The organism is Pseudomonas sp. LBUM1657 (genome assembly GCF_059716075.1).
On the sequence record NZ_CP166799.1, the window covers coordinates 6,394,553 to 6,410,859 of the forward strand.

A 16,307-nucleotide genomic window follows, 5' to 3' on the forward strand; every position below is an offset into this window, starting at 1 on the left:
CGCCGCAGTGCGGCACATCCAATAAATTTCCGGTGTACCCGGTCTACTGTGGGAGCGGGCTTGCTCGCGAAGACGTCGGCACATCCAACAAAGATGCGACTGACAAACCGCTTTCGCGAGCAAGCCCGCTCCCACAGGTAATCAACTATCCAGCGCTTTGTACTTCTCGCGCAGGTGGTTTCGAATGTATACGGCCGACAAGTTAAGAGTGGCGATCACCAGCACCAGCAACAGCGCCGTGGCGTACACCAGAGGCCGAGCGGCCTCGACGTTCGGGCTCTGGAAGCCGACGTCATAAATGTGGAAGCCCAGGTGCATGATCTTCTGGTCCAGGTGCAGGTATGGGTAGTTGCCGTCCAGCGGCAGCGACGGCGCCAGTTTCACCACACCCACCAGCATCAGCGGCGCTACTTCACCGGCGGCGCGCGCCACGGCGAGGATCATGCCGGTCATCATCGCCGGGCTGGCCATTGGCAGGACGATCTTCCACAAGGTTTCAGCCTTGGTCGCGCCGAGAGCCAACGAGCCTTCGCGCACGGTGCGAGGAATCCGCGCCAGCCCTTCTTCAGTGGCCACGATCACCACCGGCACCGCCAGCAATGCCAGGGTCAACGAAGCCCAGAGCAGGCCCGGCGTACCGAAGGTCGGTGCAGGCAGTGCTTCCGGGAAGAACAACCGGTCGACCGATCCACCCAGCACATAGACGAAGAAGCCCAGGCCGAACACGCCGTAAACAATCGCCGGTACGCCAGCCAGGTTGTTCACCGCGATACGGATAATCCGGGTCAATGCGTTCTGCTTGGCGTATTCACGCAGGTAAACTGCCGCCAGCACGCCAAACGGCGTGACGATCATCGCCATGATCAGGGTCATCATCACGGTGCCGAAAATCGCCGGGAAGATCCCGCCTTCGGTGTTCGCCTCACGCGGGTCATCGCTGAGAAATTCCCAGACCTTGCTGAAGTAGAAACGGACCTTGGTAAAGGTACCCATGGCGTTCGGCTGATAGGCGTGAACCACTTTGCCGATGCTGATTTCCAGCTCTTTGCCGTTGGCGTCGCGGGCGGTCAGGCTGTCGCGATTGAACTGGCTGTGCAAATCGTTCAGGCGCGCTTCGATGTCCTGGTAACGCGCATTCAGCTCGGCACGCTCGGACTCCATGTCGGCTTGCGCGGCGGCGTCGAGCCGGCCGTCCAGTTCCAGCCTGCGACCCTGCAGACGGATCCGTTCGAGGCCAGCGTTGATCGCGCCGATGTCGGATTTTTCCAGGGTCTTGAGCTGTGCGGCGAGCTCGTTGACGCGGGCGACACGGGCCTGCAGCTCCGGCCACGCCGCTTCGCCTTCAGCGATGACCTTGCCGTCCTGTTTGACGTTGACCAGGTAGCCGTAGAAATTGCCCCATTCACGACGTTCGATGGCCATCAGTTCCGGCGGCGTCTTCTGGTTCGTCAGCCACTCGCCGACGATCCAGGTGAAGTCGTTGCCGTTCAGGTCACGGTTGCCGACCTTGATCAGCTCACGGGTCATGAACTCCGGACCCTCGTCGGGCACCGGCAGGCCAGCGCTTTTCAGGCGCTCGCGGGGCACTTGTTCTTTCTGCACCACTTCGCCGATGACGAGGTGATTGGCCTGGCCCGGCACATCGTAGCTAGCGTGTATCAGGTCCGCCGGCCAGAAGTGACCCAGACCACGCACGGCAATCACCGCGAGCAGGCCAATGGTCATGATGACCGCGATGGACACCGCGCCGCCGCTGATCCAGACGCCGGGGGCGCCGCTCTTGAACCATCCTTTCAGGGAGTTCTGTTTCACAGACTTCTACCTTTCTTAAAGCGACGAGTATTTCTTGCGCAGACGCTGACGAATCAGTTCCGCGAGGGTGTTCATGACGAAGGTGAACATCAGCAGCACCAGCGCCGAGAGGAACAGCACGCGGTAGTGGCTGCCGCCGACTTCCGATTCGGGCATTTCCACCGCGACGTTGGCAGCCAGGGTGCGCAGGCCTTCGAACAGGTTCATTTCCATGACCGGGGTGTTACCGGTGGCCATCAGCACGATCATGGTTTCACCGACCGCACGGCCCATGCCAATCATCAGCGCCGAGAAAATGCCCGGGCTCGCGGTGAGGATTACCACGCGTGTCATGGTCTGCCACGGCGTGGCACCGAGGGCCAGGGAACCAAGCGTCAAACCGCGAGGCACGCTGAACACGGCGTCTTCGGCAATGGAGTAGATGTTCGGGATCACCGCGAAGCCCATGGCCAGACCGACCACCAATGCGTTGCGCTGGTCGTAGGTGATGCCCAGGTCGTGGGAGATCCACATGCGCATGTCACCGCCGAAGAACCAGGTTTCCATGTACGGGCTCATGTACAGCGACAACCAGCCCACGAACAGGATCACCGGGATCAGAATCGCGCTTTCCCAGCCGTCCGGCACTTTCAGGCGGATCGATTCAGGCAGGCGGCTGAAGGTGAAACCCGCCACCAGGATGCCGATCGGCATCAGCATCAACAGGCTGAAGATGCCCGGCAAATGGCCTTCTACATAAGGTGCGAGGAACAGGCCGGCGAAGAAACCGAGGATCACCGTCGGCATCGCCTCCATCAGCTCGATCACCGGCTTGACCTTGCGGCGCATGCCCGGGGCCATGAAGTACGCGGTGTAGATCGCAGCGGCGACGGCCAGAGGCGCGGCCAGCAGCATCGCGTAGAACGCGGCCTTCAGGGTGCCGAAGGTCAGCGGCGACAAACTCAGCTTGGGTTCGAAATCGGTGTTGGCGGCGGTCGATTGCCAGACGTATTTAGGCTCGTCGTAGTTCTCGTACCAGACCTTGCTCCACAACGCGCTCCACGAAACTTCCGGGTGCGGGTTGTCCAGCAGCAGTGGTTGCAGCTTGCCGCCCGCTTCCACGATCACGCGGTTGGCACGTGGCGAAAGACCGAACAGGCCTTGGCCATCGACCACCTGGTCCACCAGCAAGGTGCGATGCGCGGTGCTGTGGAACACGCCGAGCTTGCCGGAGGCGTCGAGGGCGATGAAGCCTTTGCGACGCTCTTCCGCGGTGATTTCAACAATGGGCGTGGTGCCCATCTGGAACGTACGAATCTGCTTCAGGCGTTGCTCGCCATCGGTGTCGCGGGCCATGAACCACTGGGCCAGACCACCTTTGGAGTCACCAATAATCAGCGAAATGCCACCCACCAATTGGGTGCTGGCGGTGACTTCTGTTTCGCCGTTATCGAGTAGCTTGTAGCGACCGTTGAGGCTCTTGTCGCGCAGGCTGAACACGTCGGCCTGGGCACGCCCGTTGATCACGTACAGCCACTGCTGGCGTGGGTCGACGAAGATGTTTTTAACCGGCTCGGTCATCTGCGGCAGATCGATACGCTTCTGCTCGTTGGTGATCTCGCCGGTCATCATGTTTTCTTCGCTGGTCAGCGACAAAACATTGAGTTGCGAACCGGTGGAGCCGACCAGCATCAGGGTCGAATCGGTAGCGTTAAGGCTGACATGCTCCAGCGCACCGCCCGCCTCGTTCAGCACGATTGGCGTTTCGCCGTACGGATACTCGATCGCCGGCGAGATGGTTTTCTTGCCATCCGGATAGCTGACTTTATAGGTGTGACGGAACACCAAGGCCTGACCATTGGAAAAGCCCACCGCCACCAGCGGATGACCGGGCTGGTCTTCACCAATAGACGTTACGCTGGTACCTGCCGGAACCGGCAGATCGACGCGCTTGAGTTCGGCACCACTGTCGATATCGAAGAACAGCGCCTGGCCCTTGTCGGAAACCCGAAGGGCGACCTGGTTCTGCTCTTCCAGGGAGATCATCAACGGCTTGCCGGCGTCTTGCATCCAGGCAGGCGTGATGGCGTCCTTGGCGGTCAGGTCGGCACCCTGGAACAGTGGCGCGACGACGTAGGCGAGGAAGAAAAAGATCAGCGTGATCGCGCCGAGGACGGCGAGGCCGCCGACGAGGACGTACCAGCGGGTCAGGCGATCTTTGAGCGCACGTATACGGCGCTTGCGTTGCAGCTCAGGCGTATTGAAGTCAATTCGCTTGGGGGGATTTGTAGTCATTGTGGAATTGGCCAGATCATTCATTCGCACACCCTAGCGATCCTGTATGACAGAAAGATGACAATGCAGTGACGCAACAAATCCGCCGCCCGTGGGAACTGGCAGCGGAGTGAAAATTCGAGGGGTGTGGGAGCGGGCTTGCTCGCGAAGAGGTTTTCACATTCAACATCTCTGTTGTTGATCCACCGCTTTCTCGAGCAAGCCCGCTCCCACACTGGAGCCCGGTTTCAACCCGGGCTCAGGGTTTTACTTTTTTGCTACGTTGCTACCTTCTTGCAGACCCAGGTCAGCCAGTGCTTTTGCAGCAACCTTGGCTGGCAGCGGGATGTAGCCGTCTTTCACCACGACGTCCTGACCCTGCTTGGACAGAATCAGTTTCACGAACTCGGCTTCCAGCGGGGCCAGAGGCTTGTTCGGGGCTTTGTTGACGTACACGTAGAGGAAACGCGACAGCGGGTATTTGCCGTTCAGGGCGTTTTCTTCGGTGTCTTCGATGAAGTCAGTGCTGCCTTTCTTGGCCAGAGCCACGGTCTTCACGCTGGCGGTCTTGTAGCCGATGCCCGAATAGCCGACGCCGTTCAGCGAAGAACTGATCGACTGCACAACCGAAGCCGAGCCAGGCTGTTCGTTGACATTTGGTTTGAAGTCGCCTTTGCACAGGGCTTCTTCCTTGAAGTAACCGTAAGTGCCGGAAACCGAGTTACGACCGAAGAGTTGAACCGGCTTGTTCGCCAGGTCGCCGGTTACACCCAGATCACCCCAGGTTTTCACGTCGGTTTTCGCACCGCACAGGCGCGTCGAAGAGAAAATCGCGTCGACCTGCTCCATGGTCATGTGTTGTATCGGGTTGTCCTTGTGCACGAACACAGCCAGGGCATCCACGGCAACCGGGATGGCGGTTGGCTTGTAGCCATATTTAGTTTCGAAGGCTTGCAGTTCGTTGTCCTTCATCTTACGGCTCATCGGGCCCAGGTTAGCGGTGCCTTCAGTGAGCGCAGGTGGCGCGGTAGACGAACCGGCAGCCTGAATCTGGATGTTTACGTTCGGGTATTCTTTTTTGTAGTTCTCAGCCCACAGGGTCATGAGGTTGGCCAGGGTATCGGAGCCGACGCTGGACAGGTTGCCCGACACACCAGTGGTCTTGGTGTAGCTCGGGATAGCAGGGTCAACAGCGGCAACCGCGTTGGCAGTCGCAACGCCAGCAGCGACAAAAGTCATTGCCGCCATCAAACGCTTCAGTTTCATGCCTTACTCCTAGCAGATAGGTGTGTTTAGTCGGGCCAAGTATCAGCAGGCCGTGTGAACACTCTATGGCTGAAATATGACAATTGGATGAAAGGCCAGCATTCTGTTGAGAAGGCTGGCCTTTCGAGATTTTCTGCCTGATACATGCCCCCTGTGGGAGCGGGCTTGCCCGCGAAGAGGCCATAACATTCAACATCTATGCTGACTGTTCCACCGCCTTCGCGGGCAAGCCCGCTCCCACAGAAAAATTCAGCGTCCCTTCTTCCAAAGATACCCACCCACCATAATCCCGACCCCGCACAGGATTGCCACATAATACGAAGGCCCCATCGGGCTTTCCTTGAGCAGCAGGCTGACGATCATCGGCGTCAGGCCGCCGAAAATGGCATAGGCCACGTTGTACGAGAACGACAGGCCGCTGAAACGTACTACCGGCGGGAACGCTTTGACCATGACGTACGGCACCGCACCGATGGTGCCCACCAGCAGACCTGTCAGGGCGTACATCGGGAACAGCCAGTCGGGATGGTCAGCCAGGTTGTGGTAGAAGGTCCACGAGCTCGCCAGCAATGCGGCGCAACCGAACACGAAGACTCGTCCCGCGCCGAAGCGATCCGCCAGGGCGCCGGCAATGATGCAGCCAATGCTCAGGAACACGATCGCCACGCTGTTGGACTGCAGGGCGGTGGTTGGCGAGAAGTGGTAGACCGTCTGCAATACGGTCGGGGTCATCAGGATCAGAACCACAATGGCGGCCGACAGCAGCCAGGTCAGCAGCATGGAAATCAGAATCGCCCCGCGATGGTCACGCAGCACCGCGCGCAGCGGCACTTCTTCGGCCAGTGCTTTGCGCAGTTGCAGCTCGGCGAACACCGGCGTCTCGTGCAACCAGCGGCGCAGGTAAACCGAGAACAGGCCGAACACCCCGCCCAGCAGGAACGGGATCCGCCAGGCGTAATCCGACACTTCCACGGGGGTGTAGAAGCTGTTGATCGCCGTGGCGACCAATGAACCCAGCAGGATGCCGGCCGTCAGACCGCTGGTCAGCGTACCGCAGGCGTAGCCGATATGCCGCTGAGGAACGTGTTCGGAAACGAAGACCCACGCACCCGGCACTTCACCGCCGATGGCCGCGCCTTGAATCACCCGCATCAACAGCAACAGGATCGGCGCCCACATGCCGATCTGCGCATAAGTCGGCAGCAGCCCCATGATCAGGGTCGGTACGGCCATCATGAAAATGCTCAAGGTGAACATCTTCTTGCGTCCCAGCAGGTCACCGAAGTGCGCCATCACGATGCCGCCCAGCGGCCGTGCCAGGTAACCGGCAGCGAAGATGCCGAAGGTCTGCATCAGGCGCAGCCACTCGGGCATGTCCGCCGGGAAGAACAGTTTGCCCACCACCGTGGCGAAGAATACGAAGATGATGAAGTCGTAGAACTCCAGCGCGCCGCCCAGGGCAGACAGCGACAAAGTCTTGTAATCGCTACGGGTCAGCGGACGTGAGGATTGAACTGGCTGCGCGACGCTCGAGGGCGCTGTGGTCATGGCAAGGCTTCTCTTATAGTCGGATCTGCAACCCCAACAACGCTGGCGGAGGCTTGGGCAGGTCCGGCACGATAGCAAATTGTTCGAAAAAGCACATAGAGGTGCGTATTTGACAGTCAAAATGAGAACCGGACGGTCGTCTCGGGGTCTACCGACCGATATACTCGCAATCTTGCAACAGCTTGAAAGGGTTGCTGTGCGAAAACGCCTGCCGGGGTTCATAGGCGATTTCGCAGAGTTTCCCTTTAGGCGCCTTACGAAAAACGTGACGGACGTAGTATGTTCGGGGCTGAATCGTTTTTCCTTGAGACGGCTATTCACCTTGAAGTACCAATGAAGAGTCACGGGTCAGAGGCACCCCCGGCATGATAGAGCTCGAACAAGAAGATCCAATCCCGCAAGGCGACCTGGCCCTGCAAATCACCGCGCTTCCTCGCGAAACCAACGGCTTTGGCGATATTTTCGGCGGCTGGCTGGTGGCGCAGATGGATTTGGCCGGCACCGCGATGGCCAGCAAGGTCGCTGGCGGCCGGGTGGCCACGGTGGCGATCGATCGCATGGCGTTCCTGGTTCCGGTGGCGGTGGGCGCACAGCTCTCCTTCTATACCCAGGCGCTGGAAATCGGCCGCAGCTCGATCCAGATGATGGTCGAGGTCTGGAGCGACGATCCGCTGTCCAGCGAATGGCGTAAAGTGACCGAAGCGGTATTCGTATTCGTCGCCATCGACGGCAGCGGCCGTACTCGCTCGGTTCCGCCTAGAGCTCGCTAAAACAGGCAGCGTTAAACCCGGTGGCCGTTTTGCGGTCCATAGCAGTCATTGTTCCTGATCGAGAGCTGTCCCATGAGCACGCCCAACGTTGAAGCCGTGAAACTGGATGAACTGAACTGCTGGCGCATCCGCCACGGTCAGGCCGAATTGCTGGTCGCCCAGCAAGGTGCGCACATCCTCAGTTATCAATTGGCTGGCGAACCGCCGCTGATCTGGCTCAACGACGAGGCCGTGTTCAAGACCGGCAAGAGCATTCGGGCCGGCGTGCCCGTGTGCTGGCCGTGGTTCGGCAACTTCACGCGCAACCCGCAGAGCGTTCAGGCGATGCGCGTCAGCCACGAACCGCCGACCGCCCACGGACTGGTACGGGCGATGGACTGGGAACTGGGCGGTATCGAAGCCGAGGGCGAAAGCCTGAAGGTCGAGTTCCTCTTGCCCTATCCCGAAGGCGGCTTGCCAGGCTGGCCACATCAGGTGGATTTGAAGTTGAGCATCCGTCTGGACGAGCAACTGCACATCAACCTGACCAGTCACAACCAGGGCACGGATAAAGTCACCCTCAGCCAGGCGCTGCACAGCTATTTCGCGGTCAGCGATGTGCGCAATGTGCATGTCGAAGGGGTGGATGGCCTGAGTTACATCGAGACGCTGGACGACTGGAAAACCGCGAAGCAGAGCGGCGATCTGCATTTTACCGGCGAAACCGACCGTATTTACCTCAATACTCCGGCGAAGCTGAGCATTGTCGATCCGGCCTGGGAACGGCGCATCGAATTGACCAGCAGTGGCTCGCGCTCGGCAGTGATCTGGAACCCGTGGATCGACCGCGCCGCAGCGTTCAGCGACATGGCCGACGACGGCTGGCAACGCATGCTGTGCATCGAAACGGCGAATGTGATGGATGATGTGGTGACGCTGGCGCCGGGTGCGAGTCATACCCTTGGCGTGAGCATCGGCAGCAAACCTCTGTAACACCCCAGAACCAATGTGGGAGCGAGCCTGCTCGCGAAGAGGCCATAACATTCAACATCATCGCTGACTGTTACACCGCTTTCGCGAGCAGGCTCGCTCCCACAGTTGATCAGTGCCAAACCGACTGGCGCTTTACAGGTCAGACTCTTCCACCACTCTGACTTTCGCCGCATCCAGCGCATACGCCGCATCCGCAAGGTCGTTGTTGACCTTCTCGATCTTCAGCGTGCCGGTCACCCACAGCGGCGTGTAGATATCATCCAGCTTCAAGCCTTTGGGATACCGCACCAGCACCAACTGGTTTGGCGGTGGTGGTGGCACGTGGATGCAGGCGCCTGGATAGGGCACGAGGAAGAACAGCGTGCTGCGACCCTTGGCGTCGGATTCCAGCGGCACCGGATAACCCCCGAGACGGATGTTCTTGTCGTTCATCGACGGCACGGTTTTGGTCGAATACATCACCGCCGGCAAGCCCTTGCTCTGCTTCATGCCACCCTTCTCGGTAAAGGTGCCATTGGCTTCGGGGGAGTCGTGGTCGATTTCGGGCATGGCCTCGAGGGCTTTCTGGTCGGACTTGGGCATCAGTTCGAGCCAGTCGGTTTCCGGCAGTTCGCCGGCGTGGGCAAGGCCCGTGCCCAGTAAAAGAAGAGTCAACAGAAGACGGCGCATGAAGGTGCTCGGCAAAGAGAGGACAGTAAGTCGCCGAGCATTCTAGCCCTCCCTGCGCGCGACGCAGAGAGGGCTTTGTCGCTTAAATCAGTTCTTTCTGATCAAGCCGTAGATCACCAGCAACACCACGGCGCCGACCAGCGCACCGATGAAGCCTGCACCTTGACCGGCCTGGTAGATGCCCAGGGCTTGGCCGCCGTAGGTGGCCGCCAGCGAACCGCCGATACCGAGCAAGATGGTCATGATCCAGCCCATGCTGTCGTCGCCCGGCTTCAGGAACCGCGCCAGCAGGCCGACGATCAAGCCGATAAAGATGGTTCCGATAATTCCCATGTCATTTCCCTCTGATTGAATGGCTGTGTCCTGCCCACCAATAGTATTGGTGAGACCTGGCACCTAGCCCAAGCCTAGTCAGACTTTGGCATCCTGCCATGAGAGAACGGCGGCCCCTGAATGGTTCCGCCGCTGCCACAGGAAACTATTCGGCGATGAGCGCTTCGACCTTGAGGATCTGCGCCGCCAGCGTCTCGCGGTCTGCGCAACGCAGGTTGGCGTGACCGACCTTGCGACCGATCTTGAAGGCCTTGCCGTAGTGATGCAGATGGCAATCGGCGATGGCCAGGACTTTCTCGGTCTCCGGCACTTTGCCGATGAAGTTGACCATCGCGCTTTCACCGACCTTGGCGGTCGAACCCAGCGGCAGACCGGCAACCGCCCGCAGATGGTTTTCGAACTGGCTGCACTCGGCGCCTTCGGTGGTCCAGTGCCCGGAGTTGTGTACCCGCGGGGCGATCTCGTTGGCCTTGAGGCCGCCGTCGACTTCGAAGAATTCGAACGCCATCACACCGACGTAGTTCAGCTGCTTGAGCACGCGGCTGGAGTAGTCTTCAGCCAAGGCTTGCAGCGGGTGATCGGTACTGGCCACGGACAGCTTGAGGATGCCGCTGTCGTGGGTGTTGTGGACCAGCGGATAGAACTTCGTTTCACCATCGCGAGCACGCACGGCGATCAGCGAGACTTCACCGGTGAACGGCACGAAGCCTTCCAGCAGACAGGCAACGCTGCCCAGTTCGGCGAAGGTGCCGACCACATCTTCAGCGGTACGCAGGACTTTCTGGCCCTTGCCGTCGTAACCCAGGGTGCGGGTTTTCAGCACGGCCGGCAGACCGATGTCAGCCACGGCAGCGTCCAGATCGGCTTGCGATTGGATGTCGGCGAACGCCGGGGTGGGAATCCCCAGGTCCTTGAACATGCTCTTCTCGAACCAGCGATCACGCGCGATGCGCAGGGCTTCGGCGCTCGGGTAGACCGGGACGAACTGCGACAGGAACGCCACGGTTTCAGCCGGGACGCTTTCGAATTCAAAGGTCACCAGATCGACTTCATCGGCCAGCTGACGCAGGTGATCCTGATCGCCGTAATCGGCCCGCAGGTGTTCACCCAACGCGGCTGCGCAAGCATCCGGCGCCGGATCCAGGAAAGCGAAGTTCATGCCCAGCGGAGTGCCCGCCAGCGCCAACATGCGACCCAACTGGCCGCCACCGATTACACCGATCTTCATCGTCAACAACCTCAGGCGATGCGTGGGTCTGGATTTTCCAGGACGCTGTCTGTCTGCTCAGCACGGAAAGTTTTCAGCACCGCGTGAAACTGCGGGTGCTTGGCGCCCAGGATGCTGGCCGAAAGCAGGGCTGCGTTGATCGCGCCAGCCTTGCCGATGGCCAGGGTGGCGACCGGAATGCCCGCGGGCATCTGCACGATGGAAAGCAGCGAATCGACTCCCGAGAGCATCGACGACTGCACCGGCACGCCCAGCACCGGCAGGTGGGTCTTGGCCGCACACATGCCTGGCAAGTGGGCCGCGCCGCCGGCACCGGCGATGATCACCTCGATGCCACGCGCCTCGGCCTCTTCGGCGTACTGGAACAGCAGGTCCGGGGTGCGGTGGGCAGAGACCACTTTCACCTCGTAAGGGATGCCGAGCTTTTCCAGCATATCGGCGGTGTGGCTAAGGGTGGACCAATCGGACTTGGAGCCCATGATCACGCCAACCAGTGCGCTCATCGTCGTGCCTCTTCTCTCTGGGCGCCCGCAGGCGCGTCAAAAAACAACAAGCCACGCGGGATATCCGGCGTGGCTTGAGTGTACGAATTAAGGCCGGGCGAACCGGCCGAAGGCCGCGCAGTATACCGTAATGGAGCAGATAAACAGCCCCCGATACGACCATCTGTCATACGGCGCAAAGTGCCGGTTTTATTGACTCGAAGGTCAGCAGCAGAACTACGCAAATCCCCTCTGGGAGCGGGCTTGCTCGCGAAAGCGGTGTGTCACGCACCACTGATATCGACTGATACACCGCATTCGCGAGCAAGCCCGCTCCCACATTTGATCTTCAGTGGTCTCAGGAACCCGTCGTGCCTTGAGCGGCACCACCCTCAAGTTTGCGCCACAACAACCGCACGTTGGCCTTGCGCACCAGCGCGCAACGATACAGACGAATCTCCAGCGGTACATGCCATTGCGGACCGCCGCAGACCACCAGTTCGCCGCGCGCCAGTTCGGCGCGCACGCTCAGTTGTGGCACCCAGGCAATCCCCAGTCCTTCCAGGGCCATGCTTTTAAGGCTATCGGCCATGGCCGTTTCGTAAATGGTGGTGAAACGCAGGGCCCGCTGGCGCAGCAACATGTTCACCGAGCGCCCCAGAAACGCACCGGCGCTATAGGCCAACAACGGCACGCTGGCTTCGCCTTCCAGGTCGAACAACGGTTTGCCGTCGGCGTCGGCCGCACAGACCGGGAGCATTTCGGTGTCGCCAAGGTGCAGAGACGGAAAGATTTCCGGGTCCATCTGCATGGCCGCGTCCGGATCATAGAACGCCAGCATCAAATCACAGCCACCTTCACGCAGGGCGTGCACGGCATCGCCCACGTTCGTCGCCACCAACCGCGTGGCGATGTTCAGACCTTCGTTGCGCAATTGGGCAATCCAGCGCGGGAAGAAACCCAGCGCCAGTGAGTGCGCGGCGGCGACTTGCATCACTTCGCCCTGCCCGCCTTCCAGATGATGAAGGTGGCGCAGCACTTCGCCGAGTTGTTCGACCACGGTTCGCGCGGTCACCAAAAACAGTTGCCCCGCCGCTGTCAGCTCGACTGGCGTGCGGGAGCGGTTGACCAAGGTCAGCCCCAGCGCGGCTTCAAGGCTGCGGATCCGTCGGCTGAAAGCCGGCTGCGTCACGAAGCGTCGTTCGGCAGCCTGGGAGAAGCTGCGGGTGGCGGCCAAGGCGCTGAAGTCCTCAAGCCATTTACTTTCCAGATTCATCACGTCCTCCCGGACACGCACCAATTTAGGTCACACGCTCGCCGCAGACACGGCGTCACACGGGCATTATGCCGAATGTGCATAGGCTAGTGTTTAACAGCATTGGCTCAAAATTCTCTACAAGCCTAGCATTTGCAGTGTTCCGGCACAGACCGGGTCCTTATCGAGATGATTTCTATCATGTCCTCCGCTGCATCTTTCCGCACAGAAAAAGACCTGCTTGGCGTACTCGAAGTACCTGCTCAAGCGTATTACGGCATCCAGACCCTGCGAGCGGTGAACAACTTCCGCCTCTCCGGCGTTCCGATTTCGCATTACCCGAAGCTGGTTGTCGGCCTGGCAATGGTTAAACAAGCCGCTGCTGACGCCAACCGCGAGTTGGGTCACCTGAGCGAAGCCAAGCACGCTGCCATCAGCGAAGCCTGTGCACGTTTGATCCGCGGCGATTTCCACGAAGAGTTCGTGGTGGACATGATTCAAGGCGGCGCTGGCACTTCGACCAACATGAATGCCAACGAAGTCATCGCCAACATCGCGCTGGAGGCCATGGGTCACCAGAAGGGCGAATACCAGTACCTGCACCCGAACAACGACGTGAACATGGCGCAGTCGACCAACGACGCCTACCCGACCGCGATCCGTCTGGGTCTGCTGTTGGGTCACGACGCGCTGCTGGCCAGCCTCGACAGCCTGATCCAGGCGTTCGCCGCCAAGGGCCAGGAATTCAGCCACGTCTTGAAGATGGGTCGTACCCAACTGCAAGACGCCGTGCCGATGACTCTGGGCCAGGAATTCCGCGCCTTCGCCACCACCCTGAGCGAAGACCTGGCGCGCCTGAAAACGTTGGCACCTGAACTGCTGACCGAAGTGAACCTGGGCGGCACCGCGATCGGCACCGGCATCAACGCCGACCCGCGTTACCAGCACCTGGCCGTTCAGCGTCTGGCACTGATCAGCGGTCAACCGCTGGTTCCGGCCGCCGACCTGATCGAAGCCACCTCCGACATGGGCGCCTTCGTGCTGTTCTCCGGGATGCTCAAGCGCACCGCGGTCAAGCTGTCGAAGATCTGCAACGACCTGCGCCTGCTGTCCAGCGGCCCACGCACCGGCATCAACGAAATCAACCTGCCGGCGCGTCAGCCAGGCAGCTCGATCATGCCAGGCAAGGTCAACCCGGTTATCCCGGAAGCGGTAAACCAGGTGGCGTTCCAGATCATCGGCAACGACCTGGCCCTGACCATCGCGGCCGAAGGCGGCCAGTTGCAATTGAACGTGATGGAGCCGCTGATCGCGTTCAAGATCTTCGACTCGATCCGCCTGCTGCAACGCGCCATGGACATGCTGCGCGAGCACTGCATCGTCGGCATCACCGCCAACGAAGAGCGCTGCCGCGAACTGGTCGAGCACTCGATCGGCCTGGTCACCGCGCTGAACCCGTACATCGGCTATGAAAACGCCACCCGCATCGCCCGTATCGCCCTCGAAAGCGGCCGCGGCGTGCTGGAACTGGTGCGCGAAGAAGGCTTGCTCGACGACGAAATGCTCGCCGACATCTTGCGCCCGGAAAACATGATTGCTCCGCGTCTGGTGCCTTTGAAGGCTTAACCGAACGCAACATCGGCTCTTGCTCTTTTAACGAAGAGCACCAGGAGCCACGCTCACCAGGTCGAGGGACTAGACACCTCTCACCTTTTGAGGGCTTGGGGATTTATTTCCCAAGCCCTTTTTTTTAACTTTTTGCAGCAAGACAGAATGTCTGGAAGCTGAAAAATGTGGGAGCGGGCTTGCTCGCCAAGACGGTGCGTCAGTCACTCTAAACAGTGAATGCCTGACCGCATTCGCGAGCAAGTCCGCTCCCACAGACAGCAGTTCCCACATAAGCCTGACACCGAAAATGTCAGGTGTTTCAAAGGCTTCGTAGCGTCGCTTGCACCACAACCGTGCAGACGGACGGCACACTGATAGGTATAGTGCCGCCCCTCTTCGCGTGAGCGGTCGTCGGTAACGAGGCCCAAACCCATGCGAAACCCGAACTAATAACAACCCGCAATTTGGAACCGGGACGAATCTTCGCCTCACCTGTTGTGCCGTGCGCAAACCGGTGTAACGCGATGTTTCTGACGGTCCAGCATTTGCCTACACAAAAAACAGCGAGGAATAATCCATGCTCGAAGTCATTAACGACTTCCTCTCAGGGAAAGTACTGATCGTGCTCATCGTCGGGCTCGGTAGCTACTTCACGATCCGCTCGCGTTTCGTTCAATTGCGCCACTTCTTCCACATGTTCGCGGTGTTCCGCGACAGCCTGCGCAGCAGCGCCGGCCAACTCAGCTCGTTCCAGGCCCTGATGCTCAGCCTCGCCGGCCGCGTCGGTGCGGGCAACATCGCCGGTGTCGGCATCGCCGTGACCCTCGGTGGCCCAGGTGCAGTGTTCTGGATGTGGGTGACGGCGCTGGTCGGCATGTCCAGCAGCTTCTTCGAATGCTCCCTCGGCCAGCTCTACAAGCGCTGCGATTCCGAAGGCCAGTACCGTGGCGGCCCGTCCTATTACATCCAGCACGGTCTGCAGAAACGCTGGCTGGGCATGATCATGGCGTTCCTGCTGCTGATCACCTTCGGCTTCGCCTTCAACGGCCTGCAATCCCATGCCGTGACGCACTCGTTGAACAACGCCTTCGGCCTCGACACTACCTGGACCGGCCTGGCCCTGGCGGTGTTGCTGGGCCTGGTGTTCATCGGCGGGATCAAGCGCATCGCCAAGGTCGCTGACCTGCTGGTGCCGGTGAAAACCCTGGTGTACATCGGCGTGACCATCTACGTGATCGTGCTGCAGTTCGACCACGTTCCGGCGATGCTGATGACCATCGTCAAAAGTGCTTTCGGTCTGGACCAAGCCTTCGGCGGCCTGATCGGCAGCGCGATCGTCATGGGCGTGAAGCGCGGCGTGTTCGCCAACGAAGCGGGCCTGGGCAGTGCGCCTAACGTGGCGGCTGTGGCTTCGGTCGAGCACCCGGTCGCGCAAGGCGTGGTTCAGGCGTTCAGCGTGTTCCTCGACACCTTCGTCATCTGCACTTGTACCGCGTTGCTGATTTTGCTCTCGGGCTTCTACACACCGGGCTTCGAAGGTGACGGGATTGCCCTGACCCAGAACTCCCTGGCCGCCGTGGTCGGTGACTGGGGCCGGATGTTCATTTCCGTGGCGCTGGCGTTGTTCGTGTTCACCTCGATTCTCTACAACTACTACCTGGGCGAGAGCAACCTGCGCTTCCTGATCGGTGAAAACCGCAAGGCGTTGATCGTCTATCGCGGTTTGGTATTGGTGCTGATTTTCTGGGGTGCCATCGAAAACCTTGGCACCGTGTTCGCGTTCGCCGACATCACCATGACCCTGCTGGCGTTTGTGAACCTGATCGCGCTGTTCCTGCTGTTCAAGGTCGGCATGCGCATCCTGCGTGACTACGATGACCAGCGTGCCGCCGGCATCAAGACACCTGTGTTCGATTCGAGCAAATTCCCGGATCTGGACCTGGACTTGAAAGCCTGGCCCGCCAATCCGCCAGCCGTTGCCCCTAAAGCCGCAGCTGAGCCGCAAGGCGTGACCGCAGCGCAACGCTGATCGGTTAAAGTGCGCAATCCCATGTGGGAGCGGGCTTGCTCGCGAAAGTGGTGTGTCAATCGACATCAATGTTGAATGATCA

At 60.1% G+C, this 16,307-nt stretch carries 13 protein-coding genes; 4 read left to right on the top strand and 9 right to left on the bottom strand.

Annotated features, from left to right (window positions below; genetic code table 11):
* Positions 1-141: 141 nt before the first annotated feature.
* The 4 genes from pstA to ACA055_RS29615 form a co-directional block, all read right to left on the bottom strand.
* Positions 142-1,812, bottom strand: coding sequence for a phosphate ABC transporter permease PstA (gene pstA / locus ACA055_RS29600; RefSeq protein ID WP_497681735.1), 1,671 nt, complete (start codon positions 1,810-1,812; stop codon positions 142-144).
* 15 nt (positions 1,813-1,827) lie between these two features.
* Entirely contained in the window at positions 1,828-3,861 is a 2,034-nt protein-coding gene (locus tag ACA055_RS29605; protein WP_497684512.1) for an ABC transporter permease subunit, read from the bottom strand.
* A gap of 471 nt (positions 3,862-4,332) precedes the next feature.
* Positions 4,333-5,331 carry a phosphate ABC transporter substrate-binding protein PstS family protein gene (locus ACA055_RS29610; protein WP_497681736.1) on the bottom strand — a complete coding sequence of 333 codons (999 nt, stop codon included), beginning with the start codon at positions 5,329-5,331 and terminating at the stop codon, positions 4,333-4,335.
* 249 nt (positions 5,332-5,580) lie between these two features.
* Positions 5,581-6,879 carry an MFS transporter gene (locus tag ACA055_RS29615; protein ID WP_497681737.1) on the bottom strand — a complete coding sequence of 433 codons (1,299 nt, stop codon included), beginning with the start codon at positions 6,877-6,879 and terminating at the stop codon, positions 5,581-5,583.
* A gap of 365 nt (positions 6,880-7,244) precedes the next feature.
* On the opposite strand from ACA055_RS29615, the gene ACA055_RS29620 reads away from it, so the two are divergent.
* Together ACA055_RS29620 and ACA055_RS29625 are read left to right on the top strand one after the other, a co-directional pair.
* Positions 7,245-7,649: an acyl-CoA thioesterase gene (locus tag ACA055_RS29620; RefSeq protein ID WP_007896491.1), complete on the top strand. Its 405-nt coding sequence runs from the start codon at positions 7,245-7,247 to the stop codon at positions 7,647-7,649.
* A gap of 72 nt (positions 7,650-7,721) precedes the next feature.
* A complete protein-coding gene (locus ACA055_RS29625) occupies positions 7,722-8,621 on the top strand; it encodes a D-hexose-6-phosphate mutarotase (RefSeq protein ID WP_497681738.1) in 900 nt (299 codons plus the stop codon).
* Positions 8,622-8,753: 132 nt separating this feature from the next.
* Here ACA055_RS29625 and ACA055_RS29630 read toward each other — a convergent pair whose 3' ends face one another.
* The 5 genes from ACA055_RS29630 to ACA055_RS29650 all read right to left on the bottom strand — a co-directional run bounded on the left by ACA055_RS29630 (position 8,754) and on the right by ACA055_RS29650 (position 12,609).
* Positions 8,754-9,290, bottom strand: coding sequence for a DUF3299 domain-containing protein (locus ACA055_RS29630; protein WP_497681739.1), 537 nt, complete (start codon positions 9,288-9,290; stop codon positions 8,754-8,756).
* Between the two features lie 87 nt (positions 9,291-9,377).
* Positions 9,378-9,623, bottom strand: a complete 246-nt coding sequence (locus tag ACA055_RS29635) for a GlsB/YeaQ/YmgE family stress response membrane protein (RefSeq protein ID WP_090177848.1) — start codon at positions 9,621-9,623, stop codon at positions 9,378-9,380.
* A gap of 145 nt (positions 9,624-9,768) precedes the next feature.
* Positions 9,769-10,851 (bottom strand): 5-(carboxyamino)imidazole ribonucleotide synthase, encoded by a 1,083-nt coding sequence (locus ACA055_RS29640; protein WP_497681740.1) that lies wholly within the window; start codon positions 10,849-10,851, stop codon positions 9,769-9,771.
* 11 nt (positions 10,852-10,862) lie between these two features.
* Complete coding sequence (gene purE, locus ACA055_RS29645; protein WP_017341565.1) at positions 10,863-11,354, bottom strand: 5-(carboxyamino)imidazole ribonucleotide mutase; 492 nt, start codon at positions 11,352-11,354, stop codon at positions 10,863-10,865.
* Between the two features lie 337 nt (positions 11,355-11,691).
* Positions 11,692-12,609 carry a LysR substrate-binding domain-containing protein gene (locus tag ACA055_RS29650; protein WP_497681741.1) on the bottom strand — a complete coding sequence of 306 codons (918 nt, stop codon included), beginning with the start codon at positions 12,607-12,609 and terminating at the stop codon, positions 11,692-11,694.
* A 180-nt stretch (positions 12,610-12,789) separates the two neighbouring features.
* Between ACA055_RS29650 and aspA the strand changes: the two genes are divergently transcribed.
* Positions 12,790-14,214, top strand: coding sequence for an aspartate ammonia-lyase (gene aspA / locus ACA055_RS29655; RefSeq protein ID WP_201184599.1), 1,425 nt, complete (start codon positions 12,790-12,792; stop codon positions 14,212-14,214).
* 559 nt (positions 14,215-14,773) lie between these two features.
* The gene (locus tag ACA055_RS29660; protein ID WP_497681742.1) at positions 14,774-16,225 is read left to right on the top strand and encodes an alanine/glycine:cation symporter family protein; all 1,452 of its coding nucleotides are present in this window, start codon (positions 14,774-14,776) and stop codon (positions 16,223-16,225) included.
* Positions 16,226-16,307: the final 82 nt, after the last annotated feature.

Coding starts and splice junctions, on each gene's coding strand:
- ACA055_RS29640 (WP_497681740.1), bottom strand. CDS start 10,851: ATGAAGATCGGTGTAATCGGTGGCGGCCAGTTGGGTCGCATGTTGGCG.
- ACA055_RS29650 (WP_497681741.1), bottom strand. CDS start 12,609: ATGAATCTGGAAAGTAAATGGCTTGAGGACTTCAGCGCCTTGGCCGCC.
- ACA055_RS29605 (WP_497684512.1), bottom strand. CDS start 3,861: ATGCAAGACGCCGGCAAGCCGTTGATGATCTCCCTGGAAGAGCAGAAC.
- ACA055_RS29625 (WP_497681738.1), top strand. CDS start 7,722: ATGAGCACGCCCAACGTTGAAGCCGTGAAACTGGATGAACTGAACTGC.
- ACA055_RS29630 (WP_497681739.1), bottom strand. CDS start 9,290: ATGCGCCGTCTTCTGTTGACTCTTCTTTTACTGGGCACGGGCCTTGCC.
- ACA055_RS29615 (WP_497681737.1), bottom strand. CDS start 6,879: ATGACCACAGCGCCCTCGAGCGTCGCGCAGCCAGTTCAATCCTCACGT.
- ACA055_RS29635 (WP_090177848.1), bottom strand. CDS start 9,623: ATGGGAATTATCGGAACCATCTTTATCGGCTTGATCGTCGGCCTGCTG.
- ACA055_RS29610 (WP_497681736.1), bottom strand. CDS start 5,331: ATGAAACTGAAGCGTTTGATGGCGGCAATGACTTTTGTCGCTGCTGGC.
- purE (WP_017341565.1), bottom strand. CDS start 11,354: ATGAGCGCACTGGTTGGCGTGATCATGGGCTCCAAGTCCGATTGGTCC.
- ACA055_RS29660 (WP_497681742.1), top strand. CDS start 14,774: ATGCTCGAAGTCATTAACGACTTCCTCTCAGGGAAAGTACTGATCGTG.
- ACA055_RS29620 (WP_007896491.1), top strand. CDS start 7,245: ATGATAGAGCTCGAACAAGAAGATCCAATCCCGCAAGGCGACCTGGCC.
- aspA (WP_201184599.1), top strand. CDS start 12,790: ATGTCCTCCGCTGCATCTTTCCGCACAGAAAAAGACCTGCTTGGCGTA.